Genomic DNA, 17,490 nt, shown 5'->3' on the forward strand with positions numbered 1-17,490 from the left:
AATGTTAAAATTAATAATGCCAAGCTTATTCATAAAATTGTGAGGTTGTGTAATGTTGACTCTTTATCATGCTCCTGTATCTCCTAACTCCCGTCGCGTCTGGGTGACACTATTAGAAAAAGGACGGGAGTTTGAATTGGTAGAAGTAAAACTCAGTGGAGAGCAATTTAAACCTGATTTTTTGGCAATTAACCCTTTTCACCACATTCCTGCTTTGGTAGATGATGGTTTTAATGTAGTCGAATCTTTGGCAATTCTTGACTATTTAGAAGCAAAATATCCTACTCCTAATCTGTTACCTAAAGATGTCAAAGACTTAACAATTGTGCGGATGGTACAAATGGTAAGTGTTAATGAATTGTTGCCTGCTCTTACTCCACTGGTGCAACGAATTTTAGATTTACCTGGAGAAGATCCAGAAAAAGTTGAGAAAGCAGAGCAGAAAATTGCAACAGTCCTAACATTTTTTGAGAATTTGTTGGACGATCGCCCTTATTTTGGTAGTGATAATTTAACTTTAGCTGATGTTGTTGCGGGTACTATCATTCCCATATTGTCTTTGAGAGGTGGTATTTCTTTAGATAAATATCCTAAAGTTAGTGGTTGGTGTAGTGGCTTGATAACACGTCCAGCATGGCAAGCTTCTGAGGCAACAGAGGCAACATTTGCCGAATTTAGGTCTAATATGTTAGCGCGAATGCAACAAAAATAAAATTAGTTTCCCCTCTTTTATTTCTACTAAAGAAGGGGGGAAGAAATAGAGAAAAAAACACATCGCAATAAGTATCAATAACTGTTTTAATTAAAAATAGGAAAAACAACTTAATTAATTATTATGGAAAACATAACCATTCAAGTTGACCCTGAAATTGCCAAAGCTTACCGAGAAGCAGAAGCAGAAAAACAGCAAACAATCCAAACAATTGTTAATGATTTGCTTAAATCAATTATACAAGAGAAATCTTTAGAAAAAATTATAGAATAAATGCAGGAACAAGCTAAAGCAAATGGATTAACACAAGCAATTTTAGACCAAATACTGGAAGATGAATAAACTACGATTAGTTATTGATACCAATATTTAGTTAGTAGTATTTTGATTGAATCATCTCTTCCTGATATCGCTTTTAAAGAAGCAAGAAAAATTGGTATTATTTTATTTTCTGATGTAACATTTAAATAATTACAAGAAGTCTTAACTCGTGCAAAATTTGATAAATATATTCCCCTAGATATTCGTTCTCAATTTCTGGCAAAGATTAAGCTAGAATCAGAGCAGATTTTAGTATCTGAAATCGTCAATAAATGTAGAGATCCAAAAGATGATAAATTTTTAGATGTTGCTGTTAATGGCAAAGCCACTCATATTATAACAGGAGATAAAGACTTATTAGAACTAAATCCATTTCAAGGAATCCCTATTTTAACTCCAAAGCAATTCTTAGAACTTATTAGAGACATAAAAATATAAAATATAACTACCTAAGCATTCAGCACTAAACTATCAGCTATTGTTTTTAGTGAGCGATCAAAGCTTGATTAATTCAGCTAGAAATCTTACTAAAAAAGTAAGCTCCAAAATCTATATTCATTTAAACCCCGTCCTTAAACACAGAGTCTTATTGCTGATAGCTGAATGCTTACGATACTACAGAATCTAGAAAGATAAATTTAATTCATGTACTCAGTCGTTAAAAAAATGACCATTATCAAGAAAAATATCGGCTATATTGCCCCAGATTATTTACATAAATACGACATCCCCATCAACCGAGAAGCAATATTAAAAACTCGCCAAGAAAGACAAACAAAATTATTTGAACCTTCTACTCAGCAATATTACGAAGCAGTACAAACAATAGCAGATATTCACAGCGACTTTTTCGACTTTTCCAATGCAGTCATCAAAGTTGGTCATCCTGACGAACTCTCCTCAGAGCAACAACAAAAGTTTTACCATTCCTTGCAAACATTTTGCCCTTGGAAAAAAGGTCCTTTTGAACTATTCGGCGTAACTATCGACGCCGAATGGCGTTCCGACTGGAAATGGCAGCGCATTTTGCCACATATTAGTTCTCTGAAAAATCGCAAAGTTGCTGACATTGGTTGCCATAACGGTTATTTTATGTTTCGGATGGCAGCTCAACAACCAGAATTAGTCATTGGTTTTGAACCCTACACCAAACATTTTTGGAATTTTCAACTTATCCAAAATATTGTCAAACAAAAAATGCTGGCATTTGAACTTTTAGGAGTCGAACACATTCACTACTACCCCCAATTTTTTGACACCATTTTTTGCCTGGGTATCCTCTATCATCACACCGATCCCATTGGTTTATTACGCAAAATGCGAGAAGCGTTGGCACCCAAAGGTGAAATTATTATTGACTGTCAAGGAATTCCTGGAGATTTACCAGTGGCGCTCACTCCCCAGAAACGTTACGCTCAAGCGCGTGGTATTTGGTTTCTTCCCACCCAGTCTTGCTTGGAAAATTGGATAGGGAGAGCGGGGTTTAGCGATATCAATTGTTTTTTTGCAGAACCTTTGTCCCTTGAAGAGCAACGACGCACTACTTGGGCAAATATTGATAGTTTGTCAGAATTTCTTGATCCTGACGATCCCTCATTAACTGTTGAAGGTTATCCTGCTCCTTGGCGTTATTATGCGATCGCGCGTAGGTAGTGGAGTGGTGGAGTAGGGGAGTGTGGGGATTGGGGGAAGTGGGGGAACGATAAGTATATGGAATTTTGTCTCCTTATGTACATTGTGCGTGCATCTTGCCCGCGACTAATTTATCTGATTATATACATTGTGCGGGCATCTTGCCCGCGACTAATTTATCTGACTGAGATGAAATTCCCTAAGAATTTAACTTTTGATATCAAATCCGCTTACTACGGTTCCCGAAAAATCGGAGTGTTATAAGAAATCGGGTTTGTGGGAGGTCAATGTTAGTGTTATATAGCATTTGATACAAACCCGGTTTCTCTGCTTTTTTATACCGATATTACCGGACATGAGATTTCTGAATTCTAAATTCTGAATTTAGGATTCAGAATTCAACATTACTCTGGTAAAATCTCAGTAACAGTCTCATAAAAATTAGTCTCTGGTGGTTTGGCAAACAAGTGCGACATTTCTGCCAATGCTGCTTTATAAGCATCAGTTTGATTAGCATCCATATCTTCAACTCCTTCCCAAAAAATTACAGCAATACCTTTATCTGTTCCTGGCAATTGTAATAAATAAGCTCCTTTAAAACCTTCGTTATAAGTAGCAACTGCCTTTTCATAAAGCTCTTTTGCTTCTTGAAATTTTCCTGGTTTAAATTCTCCCAGGGCAACATAAGCATATTTGTGCTTCAAAAAATCCATAAAATCAGACATTTTTTTGCTCCTTTTCTACAAGTTTTAAATTGTTGGCTGTATTAGAACTTATATCATGTTCGGTTAAATATTTACCATTAGGAATAAATAAAATAAATAGAAGAAACATCTGAAACATAATAGATTGCTTTCCTTACAGAATCCTGAGCAAACTTTCTACTCCATTCCAGTCACAATAACTTTATAGATTAGTATTTATCTAGACATAATATTATCCAAATATCAAATTAAAATTCTCAAGTAAGAATTATCATAGTTGACAACTTCGTAAAGGGTTTGGTCTATCTAAACCCTTCTTATAGCTGAATATTAATTGTTATATTATCAAGACTTACGCAAAATATAGAAAATACACGCCACTTGTAGGGGTTAACGGCCGTTTTGCTACGCAAAATTGTTGCGTAGTATTCAGCAGGAAAACCCCCTGGTAGTTCTGAGTAAGTCCTGATTATCTCATATCTGCCATATCTAAACTCTGCGCTTTAAACTCTGAAATATTATCAGATAAAGATTCCCAGAAAGGATTATTTTTTCCTAAACGAGTTGTATTAGTAGCATCATGGACACTTCCTCTCAATTCTTGATAATATCGATCGTCCATAAAATTAATATTTAAACTAGAATCAGCCATCAACCTACGGAATTTTTCCTGAGTATAATCTCTCCCATTAATTAATGCTCCTCCAGGATTTGAAACCAATAATTCCCCATTAATTACCACCGAATTAACCATATTTGGCCACCAAGAATAACCGCTATATCCAAACATAGCTGGCACTTGAATTATCTGGTCATCACTAAGATTAAATTCCTGTTTTAACTTCTCAATTAATGGGTTTAATTTTTCCCTTTGTAAATAGAGATTATGCTGAATTAACTTAGGATTTTTCAAAGCTGCCCGCACTGTTGTTTGAGTACTTAAGCCACGATTTATAGCAGCTTGACCATAGCCTTGTTGATTTAATTCTTCTAATAATTTTACTCCCGCTTCTGGACTCACAATTAACATTAAAGGTTTGCCAAATTTACTAGGAATAAAACTTATAATTTCATCTACATGACGAATCATTAACCAAGAAGTATCAATATCCACTGGCGGACCCTGAATTTTTTGTGCTTTAATGAAATCAATAATATCAGGATTCATGCCTACTTCTCCTGCTTTACCATAATAAACTCTTCCCATAGGATATCCTGGCAAAGGTGGGGTCACTTCTAGATTTCCATAAGCATCTGCCCACCTATTTAGAGGATCAAGTTGTCTGGGTTTACCGACTTCAAACCAGCCGAAATTTTCTTTGAGAAGACTGCGAGAATATTGGTCGTTTTCCCCTGGGCGGTTAGCTTTGAGCGCAACATTCATGTTACGGGTTTTACCTTCACTGGGAAACTGCACATAACCTATTTCTTTAGTGTCTTGCATCCAGGTAGTGCCACCAGGATTAATTTTGGCTGTTGCACCTGTTTTTTCAATAATTTCTCTGATTTTATTGATAAACTCTTGATTAGCCAAACCTCGATCGCTAACATGAAGTTCTTTGACTGGAGCAGTGTTAGGAGACATTAACCAGGGAACTACACCTATTTGAATACTATCAGAAGCAATTTGTCTGCCATTTTTTTCAGCGATCGCTTTCAAATTAACTACCCCTTTCCAGTTGCGATCGGCAAATTGTTTAGCTTCTACACCTAATATTATTTTCTCTCTAGGTATTAATGCTTCAGTACCAGAAATGTCTACTGGTTGCCATCCAGATTCTATTTTTTGGAATACATTAATATAGCTAGTAACATCTGTGTCTGTAGAAATATATATTTGAGCATCCCTATAGCTTTCTGCCAATTGAATATTAACAATAGCTAAATCTTCTGTATCACTTTCACCATTAACATCTCGATCTCGCCAATCTGGGATTAGATCGCCATTATCATCATCATTATTAAACAACATCAATGCACCTTCTGATAAAGACCATTTTTCTCTACCTGACTTATCAGCTTCATCCACTTCCCCATCTCTGTTAGTATCACCATAAATTGTAAAACCAGGAGATAAACTATATGCAATAGGTGAAGAATTTGTTGTTTGGGTATTTGTGTTATTTTCTGTATTTTCTGCCCATTTTCTTGCTGCTATTACTTTTTCATAACAAGCAACAGCTAAATACCCCTGATATTCGATCATTTTTTCGATCGCCTTATCTGTCATCAATGAATCTTGAGGTATTTGACGCAAACTGTCAATTGCATCTAGCCATAGGTTTTCTGCTTCTTGCCAAGTTTGATAATTTGCACCTGTTTTTTTTCCTTTTGCTACCGCATTAGTTGCTATACTCATTGCTTGCTTCCAACTTTGAGCAGCTTTTTCTTCTTTAATAATTTTTGCTTCTACACGGCGAAAGTCTTTCAGGGTTTTTTCATATTGTCGTACTTGGAATTGGTATTGCCAAGGTTCTCTTACTTCTTGGATATTTGGCATTTGAGAGACTTTATCAAGTTCTACTTGTAGCTTGTCTCTAATCTGGTAAAGTTCTGGTAGTGAACTTACTTTTTTAGGAATTTTTATGTTGTTATTTATCGACTTAATAGTTTCCAGTACAGAAACTTCTGAGTTTGATTGTTTAAGAAGTGAAGGTTGTGCTACTGCTTGAGGCACAGGTATCCAAATAATTCCTACTAATGCCCCAACAGTATTTACTAAAGCTATTTTAACGTATCGCATCCAACGCATAGTATACATCCTCGATATATACTTTGAATTTTACCTGATTTCTGCCAACTCATCCTATTTAAAAAAAGTCAAAATTTCAAGGTTATAGCGCTACGCGCTAGGGAATAGTCAACTGTCAAAGGGTTTCAGGATTTATAAATGTCCTAACCTTAATAAGTAGCGCTATAAAAGTCATTTCAGTTATTCAGTTAGCCTCCTGGGTTCTAACTGCCTCTTATATCATGTCCGGTTGAACAGTGATAATTAAAGCTCGTAGTAGGGCTTTAGCCCTAAGATAGGTATTTATCGGGCTAAAGCCCTACTACAAACAAAAACTTTTTTATCACTAATTATCCGGACATGATATTACAGAGTATCTTTCCTTTCCTGCCGAATGCTACGCAAACGGAATGCTACGCATTCATGTTGCGCAGCGTTATCCTGACGGACTGCTGCCTCTTCCAGAGGAGCTGCCTCTTTCAGAGCATCTTCGCTAACGCTAACGCAAACCTGTCGGCAACAGCGGAAAAGTGAAATAGTTAATAGTATCGATCCCTAAACCCAGAGCCTTGAAATACTGAAGTTAATTTTTTTCATCCCTTATCCAAGGAAAGGCTATTGACCTTATTTTTTGCTCAATATTAATCTTAAGTTTTGGCTGAAGAGTTATATATTAGTTTAAACCTTAATAAATAATTATTAATTGTTAATTATTTATTATTTATTTCCGGTTGAGCGATCGTAATTAGAAGTTTTTTAGGATATTTAATAATAAATATCTTTAGCTCAATTTTATTGACCTAATTATGACTTTTCAACCGGAAATTATTTTAAGACTCTCTAACCCAATCCTGATTGGGTTTCGCCCAATTAGCTGTTTCCACATTATTAGCACTGGACCCATTACTAGGTAATTCTAAACAGTAACCAGCACCATATACCGTTTTAATATACCGAGGATGACGAGGATCTGGTTCCATCTTCGTTCTCAGATGTCTAATATGGACTCGGATTGTCTCAATATCGTCGTCTGGATCATAACCCCAGACTTCCTTAAGAATTTCACTAGGAGATACTGTCTGGCCATGGCGTTGTAACAAACAATGAAGTAACTCAAATTCTAAATGAGTTAGTTTAACTGTCTGCTCAAACCAAATAGCCTCAAACCTTTCGGGAACCAGGGTCAGAGGGCCATAGCTGAGTATTTCACTATGTTTAGCTGCTTGGGGAATTCGATCTGTGCGTCGCAGTAAAGCACGCACTCGTGCCAAAAGTTCTTCAACTTCAAAGGGCTTTGTTAGATAATCATCTGCACCAGCATTGAAGCCTTCTACTTTATTTTGGGTTTGACCTAAAGCAGTTAACATCAGTACCGGAATATCGGCTGTTCGTTCATCACGACGCAGACGTTGACATACTGTAAACCCATCTACTTTTGGTAGCATTAAATCTAACACTATCAGGTCTGGTAATAGTTGCAAAGCTAGGGCTTGCCCTTTTACACCATCTTCTGCCTGACTAACTTCATAGCCAGCCATTTCTAAGTTTACGGCAACGAGTTCTGCGATCGCAGGATCATCATCAATGACCAGTATTCGGGGCATCATTACACTTAACCTACGATTTTTTCTTATTGTAATGTTTAATTAAGATTTTTAAGTTTTTTCCTATGTTTTTTGTTTAAATGTTACAATCTTTTTCAAAACATTACTCTTCTTTGATTTTAATTGTGCTACTTCTCTCTAACACGAATTTGTTATATTGTCAAGCTATTAAATGATAACGACAAATATCTGGTGGGACTGTTACTAAGTCTTTTAATTCTAATGATGCTGCTTCAATATGACTTGAGGCCAAATGTTTTTCTAATAGACTTTCACTCTCCCATTCCTCAACAAAAGTAAAATCCCTGGGATCGGCATTATTTTGTAATAATTCGTATTTAATACAACCTTTTTCTTGACGAGTAGGTGATAGTATACTAACTAAAATTGACTTAACTGCTTCTATTTTATCTGGTAAGGCGACTACACGAGCTACTACCCTAATAGTATGAAAGGACATAATTGATTAGATTCTAGACTCAACAACTAACACAAGTAATAATTTAGAGGATATTTAATGATTTTGAGGCTATAGTTCAATAATTAATAATTAATAATTAATTATTACCTCTTCTTATAAAGAAGAGGATTGGCTAAAAGGAATTTTTTTTCTTCTCTTAGGTAGATTTCGATATGGCGAGGTTTCCCGAAGAATGCAGAGCTCCTCCCCAATTCAAGTCGCCTAGCTTTTCATGTCGGCGACAGCCAAAACAACCGCTTTTTTTCCATAAATGGAGAGGCTTTATACCTTAATTTTTCGGTAAAAATCTTCCCTGCTCTTTTAAATATTTCCATGGAATTGATTCTGGATCTTTTTGACTACTCCACTGACTAAAATCAGGTTTTGTTTTACGTTTACTAATAGTGCTGGCGTGAACATTTAGCCGACTTGCTAATTCTTTCTGCGTCAGAAATATGGAAACTGCTTTATTTGCAGCCTCCAAATGGTTATTTTTAGGATCAAATTTGAGGCTATAATTTACCTGGGAATACTGTTGTGAAGTCCAAGGATTTGAAACTTTTTCAATAATTTCTTCTGAGACAGATTCACCATTATACCCTAAAATTTTCTCTGTAGGTAATTCAAGTTCCTCCTTTGCTTGACCAGAAACTAGAGACACAGCAGTAGGAAAATAGTATAATAAACCACCTTGCTCTGTAATTTCCAACTCGGCACCAAACTCTTTAGCTCTTTCATCGAGAAACTCTTGGACAATCTTTCCTGATAGTTGAGAGTTCATGGCTAAGTCTAAAGCTGTAATATGTCCCTGATTTTCCTGAATTAACTTATAGAATAGATCATTCAAGCAATCTTGTTGGTTTTTCTGTTGTTCCCGATAACGTCTAAAGGTCCAAACAAGTCCAGAACCAATAACAATAATCGCGAAGAAGCGCCAGGATAAACTTAGGATTAGCAATCCCAATCCAAGAGAAATTAGAATGGGATAATTATTTGTAGAGTTAATATCAAGGTTGTTGGGTATTTTGGACATATTTACTATTTTTGAGCCACATTATTTGTTTGTTAGGTGTACCTCCTAGATCGATTTTCCACAATTTTAAAATATGTTTCGTAAATTAAAAATTATTGGTGGCATTATTGTAGTCTGTTTATCGATAACTGGTTGTGGCCCTAGTAGAGTTGTCCAGTGTAATCAATTAATTGCTACTATTAACAAGGGTAATACTCTTATTAATTCTAAAAGTTCTTATGATGCTACAACAACTAATAAACTTGGAGAAGAATTAGAAGAAATTGCTCAGGAGTTGGAAGCTCTAGAACTCAAGGATGAAAATCTCCAGGAATTTCAAAAGGACTTCTCTCAAACCTTCAAAGAACTTTCCCAAGCTTTCATTAATATGAGTCTAGGTCTTAAAACTAGCACACAAGTAGAAGCTTCATTGGAAGGTAGAAAAAAATTCAATCAGGCCAGAACTCAAGTTACCCAAGCTGGACAACAGGCAAATCAAGTTGCGGTCAATCAAGATATCTCTTTGGAAAAGCTGATTAGTTACTGCCAAGATAATTGATTCCCACACTAATGGGTTAGAGAAAATTAGCCTTTAGCAAGCTAAAGTATTTAGTGATGAATTTCTAGCTCCATTACATAATGTCCCATACGTAACTGTTGAGACCATAGTTCATATTCTAAGCGGAGATAATCTGGAATTGGTCTTCCCTGAACCAGTAAGTTACGAGTAAAGTTACGCAGTCGCAACTGATAATGTAAATTCAATGAATCGTCTTGAAGCCAATAACGACAAATGCCATAAACTCCTCTTTCCCAGACATGGCGGTAACAATATTTGCCGTTTCCTTGCATAGTCATAATGACTCTAGAAGGAGAAACTTCTAGCCACAAAAGTCTTGGTTTAGAAACATTTGGTAATATGGGTAATTTCTCTATACAGGATGATTCCCTATCCCTAATGGCAGGTTCATGCAATAATATATGGAATTGGTCTCTATCCTTGTGATAAAGAGTGGCTGCAGTTTCAACCATAGACCAAATTGGCAAGTCTGTTGATATTAATGATAGACTTACAGGTTTGCGTTGATAAGTTAGCATATATATCCTCTAGGTTGTGATTGTTGTGATTGTTGATTGAATAATTATTATTTTCTTGACACTGGTGGCTTAAATGAAAGACTTATTAACAGGAACGAAGGAATTTAACAGGAGATTCTTCTTTCGCTCACTCCAGGAATTAAATAGGTCAAACAAATTCTTTTTGTCTAACTCTGTAAAGAAAATTTACCGAAGCTGTTTCTTCAAAGGTATGTCCTACTGCGATTAATCCTCTATTTTTTATTAGTTTTTTGACTGCCACATCTCTTGCAGTCTCATCATGACAGTTTCTACATTTATATTTTTATTACTCAGTTTTTTCTTGCCTGTAATACTGTTACAGTTAGGAAATTTTTGAGATTTATAATTATTGTCAAATTTTCCATAATATTTACCTCGTTTTTACCATACATAAGGTAATATTTTGTCAACAAACTAATTTCTAGTACTGTCTAAAGACTGTGTTCTCAGAAAACCTTTAGATTAGGAAATAAAGTTAATATTCTCAACTAAAATATGACCAACTAAGGTACAAGAAAGTCCAGATATAATTAATTATAAATTGTCAGAGAATACATTCAAGTTCTCAACATAGTAGTTACAGAAAAAAACTATAGACAATCATTTATTCTGAACTTATGACTACTTAATGTTGATCGATGATTTGCTATTGCCATTAATTCCTTAATTTCCATACATTTTTATCTTACCACATGATAGATACTTATCGCACAAGAGATAGTTATTTATACGCACAAGATTAAAATTTATGTATCTCTAACCTTGCCTAGTAGTAAATCTTAGTAAATGTATTGAGTTTAGTTGCATTTTTTTGCTTTTGTTTCAATTTTTTAACTAAATAGAGCTGGGAACCAACTATTATACTGAATCTGATTTATAGAGTATCCTTTGTCCAGATGCAGAAATAGGGTTTAGGATACCTAAAGATAGAGCTTAACATTAATATAGTATCAAATATCTTGATCTTTAGTAACCAGATTTAGTATTAACTGTTGCCTCTTACCTCTGTTCACTAAAAAAACTTTTTAGGGTCTGTTCAAAAGTTTTCCTTAAAGCAGAAATAATAAACTAATTTAGTGTATAATATTTCCTAATTTAGCTATAGTTTTTTTCCTATGCCACATGATGAGTAGCATTCCTTTGTCAAAAGAAGACCAAAGCAAAGCTGCAATAGAAAAAATATTTTTTGGGATTTAATCTTGTGCTGTAGTTATGGGATAAATGACTTTAAGAAATAAGTATTTTAAGTCTTTTCTCAAAAATTACCAGTTCCAGAAAAATATTCACTACCGTTCTCACAAATTACTAGTTATTTAGTAAATTAGTTCAGTTTAAATTGTCTACTCTACTAACTCCTCAGACTCTATTTAAAGAAGTCAGAAGTCAGAAGTTGTTTTTGTAACAGGGATGCGTGAGTAACTCTCCAAAAACATTTCGTCTTAAAAGGCGGGGTGGCGCAACCCAATTATTTTGATAATATTATCGCTGTGCAAAGTTATAGTTACTTTTATGATAGCTGCCGTCGTTAGTACAAAAATTACAAATAGTCAGGAAACTTTGATAATTCAAAGACCAAAATCAGGTATCTGTCTCAAAGGTAATATTTCAATTCCTGGAGATAAATCAATTTCTCATCGCGCTCTGATGCTAGGAGCGATCGCTCAAGGGCAAACCAATATTCAAGGTTTACTCCTAGGAGAAGATCCCCGCAGCACTGCTAGATGTTTTTCACTTCTTGGTGCTAATATTTCCCAGCTCAATACAGAGTTAGTAGAAGTTAATGGCGTAGGGGTAGGTAATCTCACAGAACCATCTCGTGTTTTGGACTGTGGTAATTCTGGCACTACAATGCGACTAATGTTAGGTATTTTGGCATCTCATCCTGAACATTTCTTTACTGTTACAGGAGATAGCTCCTTAGTCCAACGTCCAATGTCCCGTGTTATTCAGCCGCTCACACAAATGGGGAGTCAAATCTGGGGTAGAAAAGGGAACAATTTGGCACCTTTAGCAATTCAGGGACAAAAGTTACGACCAATCCATTATCATTCTCCCATTGCTTCAGCCCAAGTGAAATCTTGTATTCTCTTTGCTGGTTTAATGACAGAGGGGAAAACTACAGTAACTGAACCTGCTCTGTCACGAGACCATAGTGAAAGAATGTTAAAAGCTTTTGGAGCAGAAATTCAAGTTGACCCAGAAACAAATAGTGTGACGGTGACAGGTCCAGCTAAACTTAAAGGCCAGGATGTGGTTGTGCCTGGTGATATTAGCTCTGCAGCTTTTTGGTTAGTAGCAGCAGCTATTGTACCTGGATCAGAACTGGTAATTGAAAATGTTGGTGTTAATCCTACCCGTACAGGTATCTTGGAAGTCATGGAAATGATGGAGGCGGATATTATACAGGAAAATCAGCGAGTTGTGGCAGGAGAACCTGTAGCAGATTTACGAGTACGTTACAGTCGATTGAAAGCTTGCGAAATTTCTGGTTCTATAATTCCTAGGTTAATTGATGAAATTCCAATTTTGGCCGTAGCTGCTATGTTTGCTGAAGGGACAACTGTGATTCGAGATGCTGCTGAGTTGCGTGTCAAAGAAAGCGATCGCCTGGCAGTTATGGCCACCCAGCTCCAAAAATTGGGGGCTAGAGTTACAGAACTACCTGATGGTTTAGAAATTACTGGTGGTATTTCTATAACTGGTACAGATGTTGAGAGTGATGGGGATCATCGAATAGCTATGAGTTTAGCGATTGCTGCATTAAATGCCGATGGCATTACTAATATTCATCAGGCTGAAGCTGCTAGTATTTCTTACCCAAACTTTGCCAAGACTCTACAACAAATCTGTACTTAGGGTTTACTGAATAAAGTCTTTTGGTAGAGGTAGGAGACAGGAGACAGGAGACAGGAGACAGGAGACAGGAGAAATAGAAATTATAGAGGAGGTAGTCGTAAAAATTGTCCCAAGATTTTTCTGCCATAATCATCCCAAAATACTAGCTGTTTGAGCTTTTTAGACCGAAACAGGCACACTTTTTTCGACCAAAAAAGGCTGACACCAATATCTGTCGGTGCTTTGATATTTAATCAGCTAGCCCTACTTAAGAATTCAGAATTTAGAATTCAGAATTTAGAATTCTATAAGGTAAATTTACCTTGAATTCTAAATTCTACATTTTCAATTCTAAATTAAAATCAACTATGCCTAACTATCAGATGGCTTATCACCTAATAGTTGATCTTTCCAAGCTTGAAGTTCTGCTGATAACTCCTGGCGATTAGAAGCACGAAGTAGATACCGATATACAAACCAGCCTGAATAGACAATACCAATTAACTCAAAAGTTGGAGCTAGTAGTGGAATATCATTTAATGATTCAACTACTGCCAACATTACTTTCAGGGTAATAATAACTGCCAGAATTAGACCCAGAGTAACGATTGGCTTTTGATATTGTCCAAAAAAGCCAGTAATAATTGCTGGTAGTTCTGATAATATTTCCAAGACTTGGTTCTTAATATCTTGAAACTGATCGGATGTTTCTTCTGAATTTGGCATTTTAGCTAAAGAACCAGCTTCTGTAGGGTTTACTCCTACTTGCTGTTTAGTATCTTGCTTCTCTTCCATGATAATGCTCCTTTACTTAACTTAATAAATTAGTTATGACAAAAATTGAAGTTGTCTAGGTCAATAGTCCAGAATTTTACAGGACATACCCACTTTACTTCTCAAGTTATCTTCAAACATAAGCCTAAGCCAGGAAAACCTGACATTGCAAGAATGATGATAATATATAGATTCAGCATATATAGTTCTTAATCACTAATTTCCATAAATCTTAAATAATCGCTTCAACTCGAATATTTATAATTTAGTGGGACTTAAACAAAACAGAAGTAGAAAATAGGCTCAAATATATACAGGCAGAAGCTTTTACCTCAAAAATGCATAAATTATGAATTACTAAGGGTTCTAACCATTTTTACGGTTATAGATGGAATTCTCTTGCCTAAACTGAAATTCAGCCATTTTTTCCCCCAGAATAGGCAACAGGAGGATGTCCTAACCTTTATGTGTAGAGCTATAACTCCCTATTCGGCAGGTTTGTCAGAAGTAATTCCTGGTATCAAAGCAGGCTTGTCCAATTACTTAATCCCTTATATCAAATTCGGTTGAATACTTATTATATTGTTGGAGAGATGAGGGGATGGCGGAGATGGAGACCAACCCCTAACCACTCTCCAGTGGGGCATTTAGCGAGATATCTATTAAAGTAATTGAAAAAATTATCAACACATATCCTATGACCAGATTCTATGTGCAATTAACCGGATTTGATATTATATAGCAACGGCTGTAACTTTTAAAAAATACCCTATTACTAAGGCGGATTTGGTATAATGAAAAATTAGTCACATTGAATTTGACTCGGAAAACTTTGCGACTTATGACTTCAGGTATATGGCCAGTCAGCTAGAACTTGACCTACACAAAAATAACAATCTGTATCGATCAAATAATTTGTATCAGTTTTGTGCCACTGGCATTCAGGAAATTCATTAGATATTTCCGATAATTAAAAATCAAATCAATCCCATACGCAGAAATCATTAATTCTTTCTCCCTACTCCCTACTCCCTATTTTCCGGAGAGGTCTATTATTTATGAATTTGAGGTAATTATATTTTTTGGGCAACAGAACTGATTTTTTTGTATAAATAAAAACTTTTTTTTAACTTATTTTTTGATAGTTTGAGTAGAAAAACTTGGTAAATATATTAAAAATTATATAAACTATGCAGCTATCACCCCAAGAAAAAGACAAATTAATGATCTTTACTGCTGCTTTACTTGCAGAAAAACGAAAGGAAAAAGGGATTAAATTAAACTATCCTGAAGCAGTAGCGTATATTTCTGCAGCTATATTAGAAGGTGCTAGGGAAGGAAAAGGAGTAGCCGAATTGATGAGTCACGGCAGAACTATTTTAAAACAGGATGAAGTAATGGAAGGAATACCAGAAATGATAGCAGAAGTTCAGGTAGAAGCAACCTTTCCAGATGGTACTAAGTTAGTGACAGTACACAATCCTATACAATAAATATAAAAAATATAGCATTTTTTTGGTCAATAACTAAAAAAATAAGGTCTCAAGCCTCCCCTTTTAAGGGGATGAAAAAAATATTCGGTTCAGTATTTCAATCCCAATTGTTCAGCTAGAGGTACTGATAACTGATAACTGATAATATCATGTTCGGATAATCACTTATAATAAAGTATATGGTTTGTAGTAGGGCTTCAGCCCTATCTACAGTTCGGGCTGAAGCCCTACTACGAACTTTAATTATAATAACTATTTAACCGTTAGCGTAGCTCCCCCGAAGGGGGCACATAATATAACTGATAACTAAAATGACAATGATTCCAGGAGAAATAATTACTCAAACAGGTGAAATCGAATTAAATTCAGGGCGGGAAACAATTCAGGTAATGGTAGCTAATACAGGCGATCGCCCGATTCAAATTGGTTCTCATTTTCATTTTTATGAAGTAAACTCAGCGTTACAATTTGAGCGTGAACCTACTAAAGGAATGCGTTTAAATATTCCAGCAGGGACGGCAGTTAGATTTGAACCAGGAGATGAAAAAGAAGTAGAGTTAGTAGCGATTGCAGGTAGTCGAGAAATATACGGTTTTAACGCTTTGGTTAATCAAAAGTTAGAATAAAAAAAGTAGATTTCTATGATGATAAAATCAGGTTTCAAGTCTGCCCTTTAAAAGGGATAAAAAAAAAGGGTGGTGTTGCTTGCGTAATGGTAGAGAGAGTGTGGGAAGTGTGGGGAGTGTGGGAAGAAATTAAAAAATATATATCTTCACACGTTAGCGAGCAGGACAACCAAAAAAAAGAAAATTCAGTATTTTAAGCCTTCTTATTCCAAAAGCTACTTTTAACTGATAACTGAATTTCAAGCCTCCTTATTCCAAAAACTACTTTTAACTGAAAACTAACAACTGTTAACTGATAAATGAAATGGCAACAGCAGCTAGATTAGGAATTGGCGGTCCTGTAGGTAGTGGCAAAACTGCTTTATTAGAGTGTATTGTTCCCCTTTTGACCAAACAAGGTATTGAAGTAGCCATAGTAACCAATGATCTGCTTACTACTGAAGACGCAGAGCGACTCAAAAGTGGAGGAATTTTACCAAGCGATCGCATTATTGGAGTAGAGACAGGTAGCTGTCCTCATACAGCTATAAGAGAAGACCCAACCATGAATATTTTAGCAGTCCAAGATTTGGAACAACTATATCCTAATCTAGACCTGATTCTTATTGAAAGTGGGGGGGATAATCTTGCCTCTAGCTTTAGTTACGATTTGGTAGATGCCTATATTTTTGTCATAGATGTGGGGGCTGGAGATGATATTCCTCGTAAAAAAGGACCTGGTTTTGTGCAAGCTGACTTAGTAGTAATTAACAAAATCGATTTAGCTCCTTATGTTAATGCCAATTTAGATTTAATTCAGCAACAAGCACCAGTATATCGCCAAGGTAAACCGATTGCTTATACTAATTGTAAAACTGGAGTTGGATTGAACGAAGTGGTTAATTTTATTCTAGATAGAATTTTATTTCGCACTGCTTTGTCAATAGACCTCTAAAGAAATACTGATTTTGGAACAGTGCAATAAGGCAAGGAATTATGCATTTTTGACTTCTAAACACTACATATCTATAACGTTATAGTTTTTGAACTCTGTATATAGTGTTTTCCTGGAATTTATCTCAGAGTTTGAGAACATTGAAGAATTGAGAATTGAGAATTGAAATTTCCAGGCAAGGAATTAGGCATTTTTGACTTCTAAACACTACGTATTTATAACGTTATAGTTTTTCAAATCTATATATAGTGTTTTTCTGGAATTTATCTCAGAGTTTAAGAACATTGAAGAATTGAGAATTGAGAATTGAAATTTAAAGGCAATAAATTAGGCATTTTTGACTTCTAAACACTACATATTTATAACGTTATAGTTTTTCAAATCTATATATAGTGTTTTCATGGAATTTATCTAATACCAAATTCAAAAAAGGCTGTTACATTCATTTTTTGTGATTTATTCCTACAGTTTAATACTTTCAGGACTTACGCAAAGACACTATATATAGCGTATGCCAAATAGAGCGATGTAGC

15 protein-coding genes and 1 pseudogene are annotated in these 17,490 nt (G+C 35.4%); 9 read left to right on the plus strand and 7 right to left on the minus strand.

All coding sequences use genetic code 11. The features are described 5' to 3' along the window. Positions 1 to 52: 52 nt before the first annotated feature. The 4 genes and pseudogenes from ACP6PL_RS18730 to cmoB all read left to right on the plus strand — a co-directional run bounded on the left by ACP6PL_RS18730 (position 53) and on the right by cmoB (position 2,686). Positions 53 to 712, plus strand: a complete 660-nt coding sequence (locus ACP6PL_RS18730) for a glutathione S-transferase family protein (protein WP_426546788.1) — start codon at positions 53 to 55, stop codon at positions 710 to 712. A 123-nt stretch (positions 713 to 835) separates the two neighbouring features. After that, on the plus strand, positions 836 to 985 hold the full coding sequence (locus ACP6PL_RS18735) for a hypothetical protein (RefSeq protein WP_426546789.1): 150 nt from the start codon (positions 836 to 838) through the stop codon (positions 983 to 985). 213 nt (positions 986 to 1,198) lie between these two features. Then, a pseudogene (locus ACP6PL_RS18740) lies at positions 1,199 to 1,471 on the plus strand (putative toxin-antitoxin system toxin component, PIN family); the annotation flags it as partial. 228 nt (positions 1,472 to 1,699) lie between these two features. Next, entirely contained in the window at positions 1,700 to 2,686 is a 987-nt protein-coding gene (gene cmoB, locus ACP6PL_RS18745; protein ID WP_426546790.1) for a tRNA 5-methoxyuridine(34)/uridine 5-oxyacetic acid(34) synthase CmoB, read from the plus strand. A gap of 383 nt (positions 2,687 to 3,069) precedes the next feature. On the opposite strand, the gene ACP6PL_RS18750 is transcribed toward cmoB, so the two are convergent. From ACP6PL_RS18750 to ACP6PL_RS18770, 5 genes are all read right to left on the minus strand, one after another. Further along, entirely contained in the window at positions 3,070 to 3,390 is a 321-nt protein-coding gene (locus tag ACP6PL_RS18750) for an antibiotic biosynthesis monooxygenase (RefSeq protein ID WP_094676284.1), read from the minus strand. Between the two features lie 448 nt (positions 3,391 to 3,838). Next, the gene (locus ACP6PL_RS18755) at positions 3,839 to 6,121 is read right to left on the minus strand and encodes a protein-arginine deiminase domain-containing protein (RefSeq protein ID WP_426546791.1); all 2,283 of its coding nucleotides are present in this window, start codon (positions 6,119 to 6,121) and stop codon (positions 3,839 to 3,841) included. Between the two features lie 809 nt (positions 6,122 to 6,930). Beyond that, positions 6,931 to 7,704: a response regulator transcription factor gene (locus ACP6PL_RS18760; RefSeq protein ID WP_426546800.1), complete on the minus strand. Its 774-nt coding sequence runs from the start codon at positions 7,702 to 7,704 to the stop codon at positions 6,931 to 6,933. Positions 7,705 to 7,864: 160 nt separating this feature from the next. Next, positions 7,865 to 8,164 carry a putative quinol monooxygenase gene (locus tag ACP6PL_RS18765; protein ID WP_426546792.1) on the minus strand — a complete coding sequence of 100 codons (300 nt, stop codon included), beginning with the start codon at positions 8,162 to 8,164 and terminating at the stop codon, positions 7,865 to 7,867. A 289-nt stretch (positions 8,165 to 8,453) separates the two neighbouring features. Continuing rightward, a complete protein-coding gene (locus ACP6PL_RS18770; RefSeq protein WP_426546793.1) occupies positions 8,454 to 9,197 on the minus strand; it encodes a hypothetical protein in 744 nt (247 codons plus the stop codon). 73 nt (positions 9,198 to 9,270) lie between these two features. Here ACP6PL_RS18770 and ACP6PL_RS18775 point away from each other — a divergent pair, with 73 nt between their 5' ends. Next, a complete protein-coding gene (locus ACP6PL_RS18775) occupies positions 9,271 to 9,735 on the plus strand; it encodes a hypothetical protein (protein WP_426546794.1) in 465 nt (154 codons plus the stop codon). A 50-nt stretch (positions 9,736 to 9,785) separates the two neighbouring features. Here the strand turns inward: ACP6PL_RS18775 and ACP6PL_RS18780 are convergent, their stop codons facing one another. Further along, positions 9,786 to 10,274 (minus strand): hypothetical protein, encoded by a 489-nt coding sequence (locus ACP6PL_RS18780; RefSeq protein ID WP_426546795.1) that lies wholly within the window; start codon positions 10,272 to 10,274, stop codon positions 9,786 to 9,788. A gap of 1,530 nt (positions 10,275 to 11,804) precedes the next feature. Between ACP6PL_RS18780 and aroA the strand changes: the two genes are divergently transcribed. Then, positions 11,805 to 13,151 carry a 3-phosphoshikimate 1-carboxyvinyltransferase gene (aroA, locus tag ACP6PL_RS18785; protein ID WP_426546796.1) on the plus strand — a complete coding sequence of 449 codons (1,347 nt, stop codon included), beginning with the start codon at positions 11,805 to 11,807 and terminating at the stop codon, positions 13,149 to 13,151. Positions 13,152 to 13,502: 351 nt separating this feature from the next. Here aroA and ACP6PL_RS18790 read toward each other — a convergent pair whose 3' ends face one another. Next, entirely contained in the window at positions 13,503 to 13,925 is a 423-nt protein-coding gene (locus ACP6PL_RS18790; protein WP_426546797.1) for a CAAD domain-containing protein, read from the minus strand. A gap of 1,169 nt (positions 13,926 to 15,094) precedes the next feature. Between ACP6PL_RS18790 and ureA the strand changes: the two genes are divergently transcribed. The 3 genes from ureA to ureG all read left to right on the plus strand — a co-directional run bounded on the left by ureA (position 15,095) and on the right by ureG (position 16,957). Beyond that, positions 15,095 to 15,397 (plus strand): urease subunit gamma, encoded by a 303-nt coding sequence (gene ureA / locus ACP6PL_RS18795; protein WP_426546798.1) that lies wholly within the window; start codon positions 15,095 to 15,097, stop codon positions 15,395 to 15,397. 317 nt (positions 15,398 to 15,714) lie between these two features. Next, on the plus strand, positions 15,715 to 16,023 hold the full coding sequence (gene ureB / locus ACP6PL_RS18800; protein WP_426546801.1) for an urease subunit beta: 309 nt from the start codon (positions 15,715 to 15,717) through the stop codon (positions 16,021 to 16,023). A 304-nt stretch (positions 16,024 to 16,327) separates the two neighbouring features. Next, entirely contained in the window at positions 16,328 to 16,957 is a 630-nt protein-coding gene (gene ureG / locus ACP6PL_RS18805) for an urease accessory protein UreG (protein WP_426546799.1), read from the plus strand. Positions 16,958 to 17,490 lie beyond the last annotated feature (533 nt).

This window comes from Dapis purpurea BLCC-M126, assembly GCF_050015975.1.
In the GTDB taxonomy this organism is placed as follows: Bacteria; Cyanobacteriota; Cyanobacteriia; order Cyanobacteriales; family Microcoleaceae; genus Trichodesmium.

What these genes read in the sequence shown, in the direction of transcription:
- ACP6PL_RS18730 (WP_426546788.1), top strand. Translation starts at nt 53, where the DNA reads ATGTTGACTCTTTATCATGCTCCTGTATCTCCTAACTCCCGTCGCGTC.
- ACP6PL_RS18735 (WP_426546789.1), top strand. Translation starts at nt 836, where the DNA reads ATGGAAAACATAACCATTCAAGTTGACCCTGAAATTGCCAAAGCTTAC.
- cmoB (WP_426546790.1), top strand. Translation starts at nt 1,700, where the DNA reads ATGACCATTATCAAGAAAAATATCGGCTATATTGCCCCAGATTATTTA.
- ACP6PL_RS18750 (WP_094676284.1), bottom strand. Translation starts at nt 3,390, where the DNA reads ATGTCTGATTTTATGGATTTTTTGAAGCACAAATATGCTTATGTTGCC.
- ACP6PL_RS18755 (WP_426546791.1), bottom strand. Translation starts at nt 6,121, where the DNA reads ATGCGTTGGATGCGATACGTTAAAATAGCTTTAGTAAATACTGTTGGG.
- ACP6PL_RS18760 (WP_426546800.1), bottom strand. Translation starts at nt 7,704, where the DNA reads ATGCCCCGAATACTGGTCATTGATGATGATCCTGCGATCGCAGAACTC.
- ACP6PL_RS18765 (WP_426546792.1), bottom strand. Translation starts at nt 8,164, where the DNA reads ATGTCCTTTCATACTATTAGGGTAGTAGCTCGTGTAGTCGCCTTACCA.
- ACP6PL_RS18770 (WP_426546793.1), bottom strand. Translation starts at nt 9,197, where the DNA reads ATGTCCAAAATACCCAACAACCTTGATATTAACTCTACAAATAATTAT.
- ACP6PL_RS18775 (WP_426546794.1), top strand. Translation starts at nt 9,271, where the DNA reads ATGTTTCGTAAATTAAAAATTATTGGTGGCATTATTGTAGTCTGTTTA.
- ACP6PL_RS18780 (WP_426546795.1), bottom strand. Translation starts at nt 10,274, where the DNA reads ATGCTAACTTATCAACGCAAACCTGTAAGTCTATCATTAATATCAACA.
- aroA (WP_426546796.1), top strand. Translation starts at nt 11,805, where the DNA reads ATGATAGCTGCCGTCGTTAGTACAAAAATTACAAATAGTCAGGAAACT.
- ACP6PL_RS18790 (WP_426546797.1), bottom strand. Translation starts at nt 13,925, where the DNA reads ATGGAAGAGAAGCAAGATACTAAACAGCAAGTAGGAGTAAACCCTACA.
- ureA (WP_426546798.1), top strand. Translation starts at nt 15,095, where the DNA reads ATGCAGCTATCACCCCAAGAAAAAGACAAATTAATGATCTTTACTGCT.
- ureB (WP_426546801.1), top strand. Translation starts at nt 15,715, where the DNA reads ATGATTCCAGGAGAAATAATTACTCAAACAGGTGAAATCGAATTAAAT.
- ureG (WP_426546799.1), top strand. Translation starts at nt 16,328, where the DNA reads ATGGCAACAGCAGCTAGATTAGGAATTGGCGGTCCTGTAGGTAGTGGC.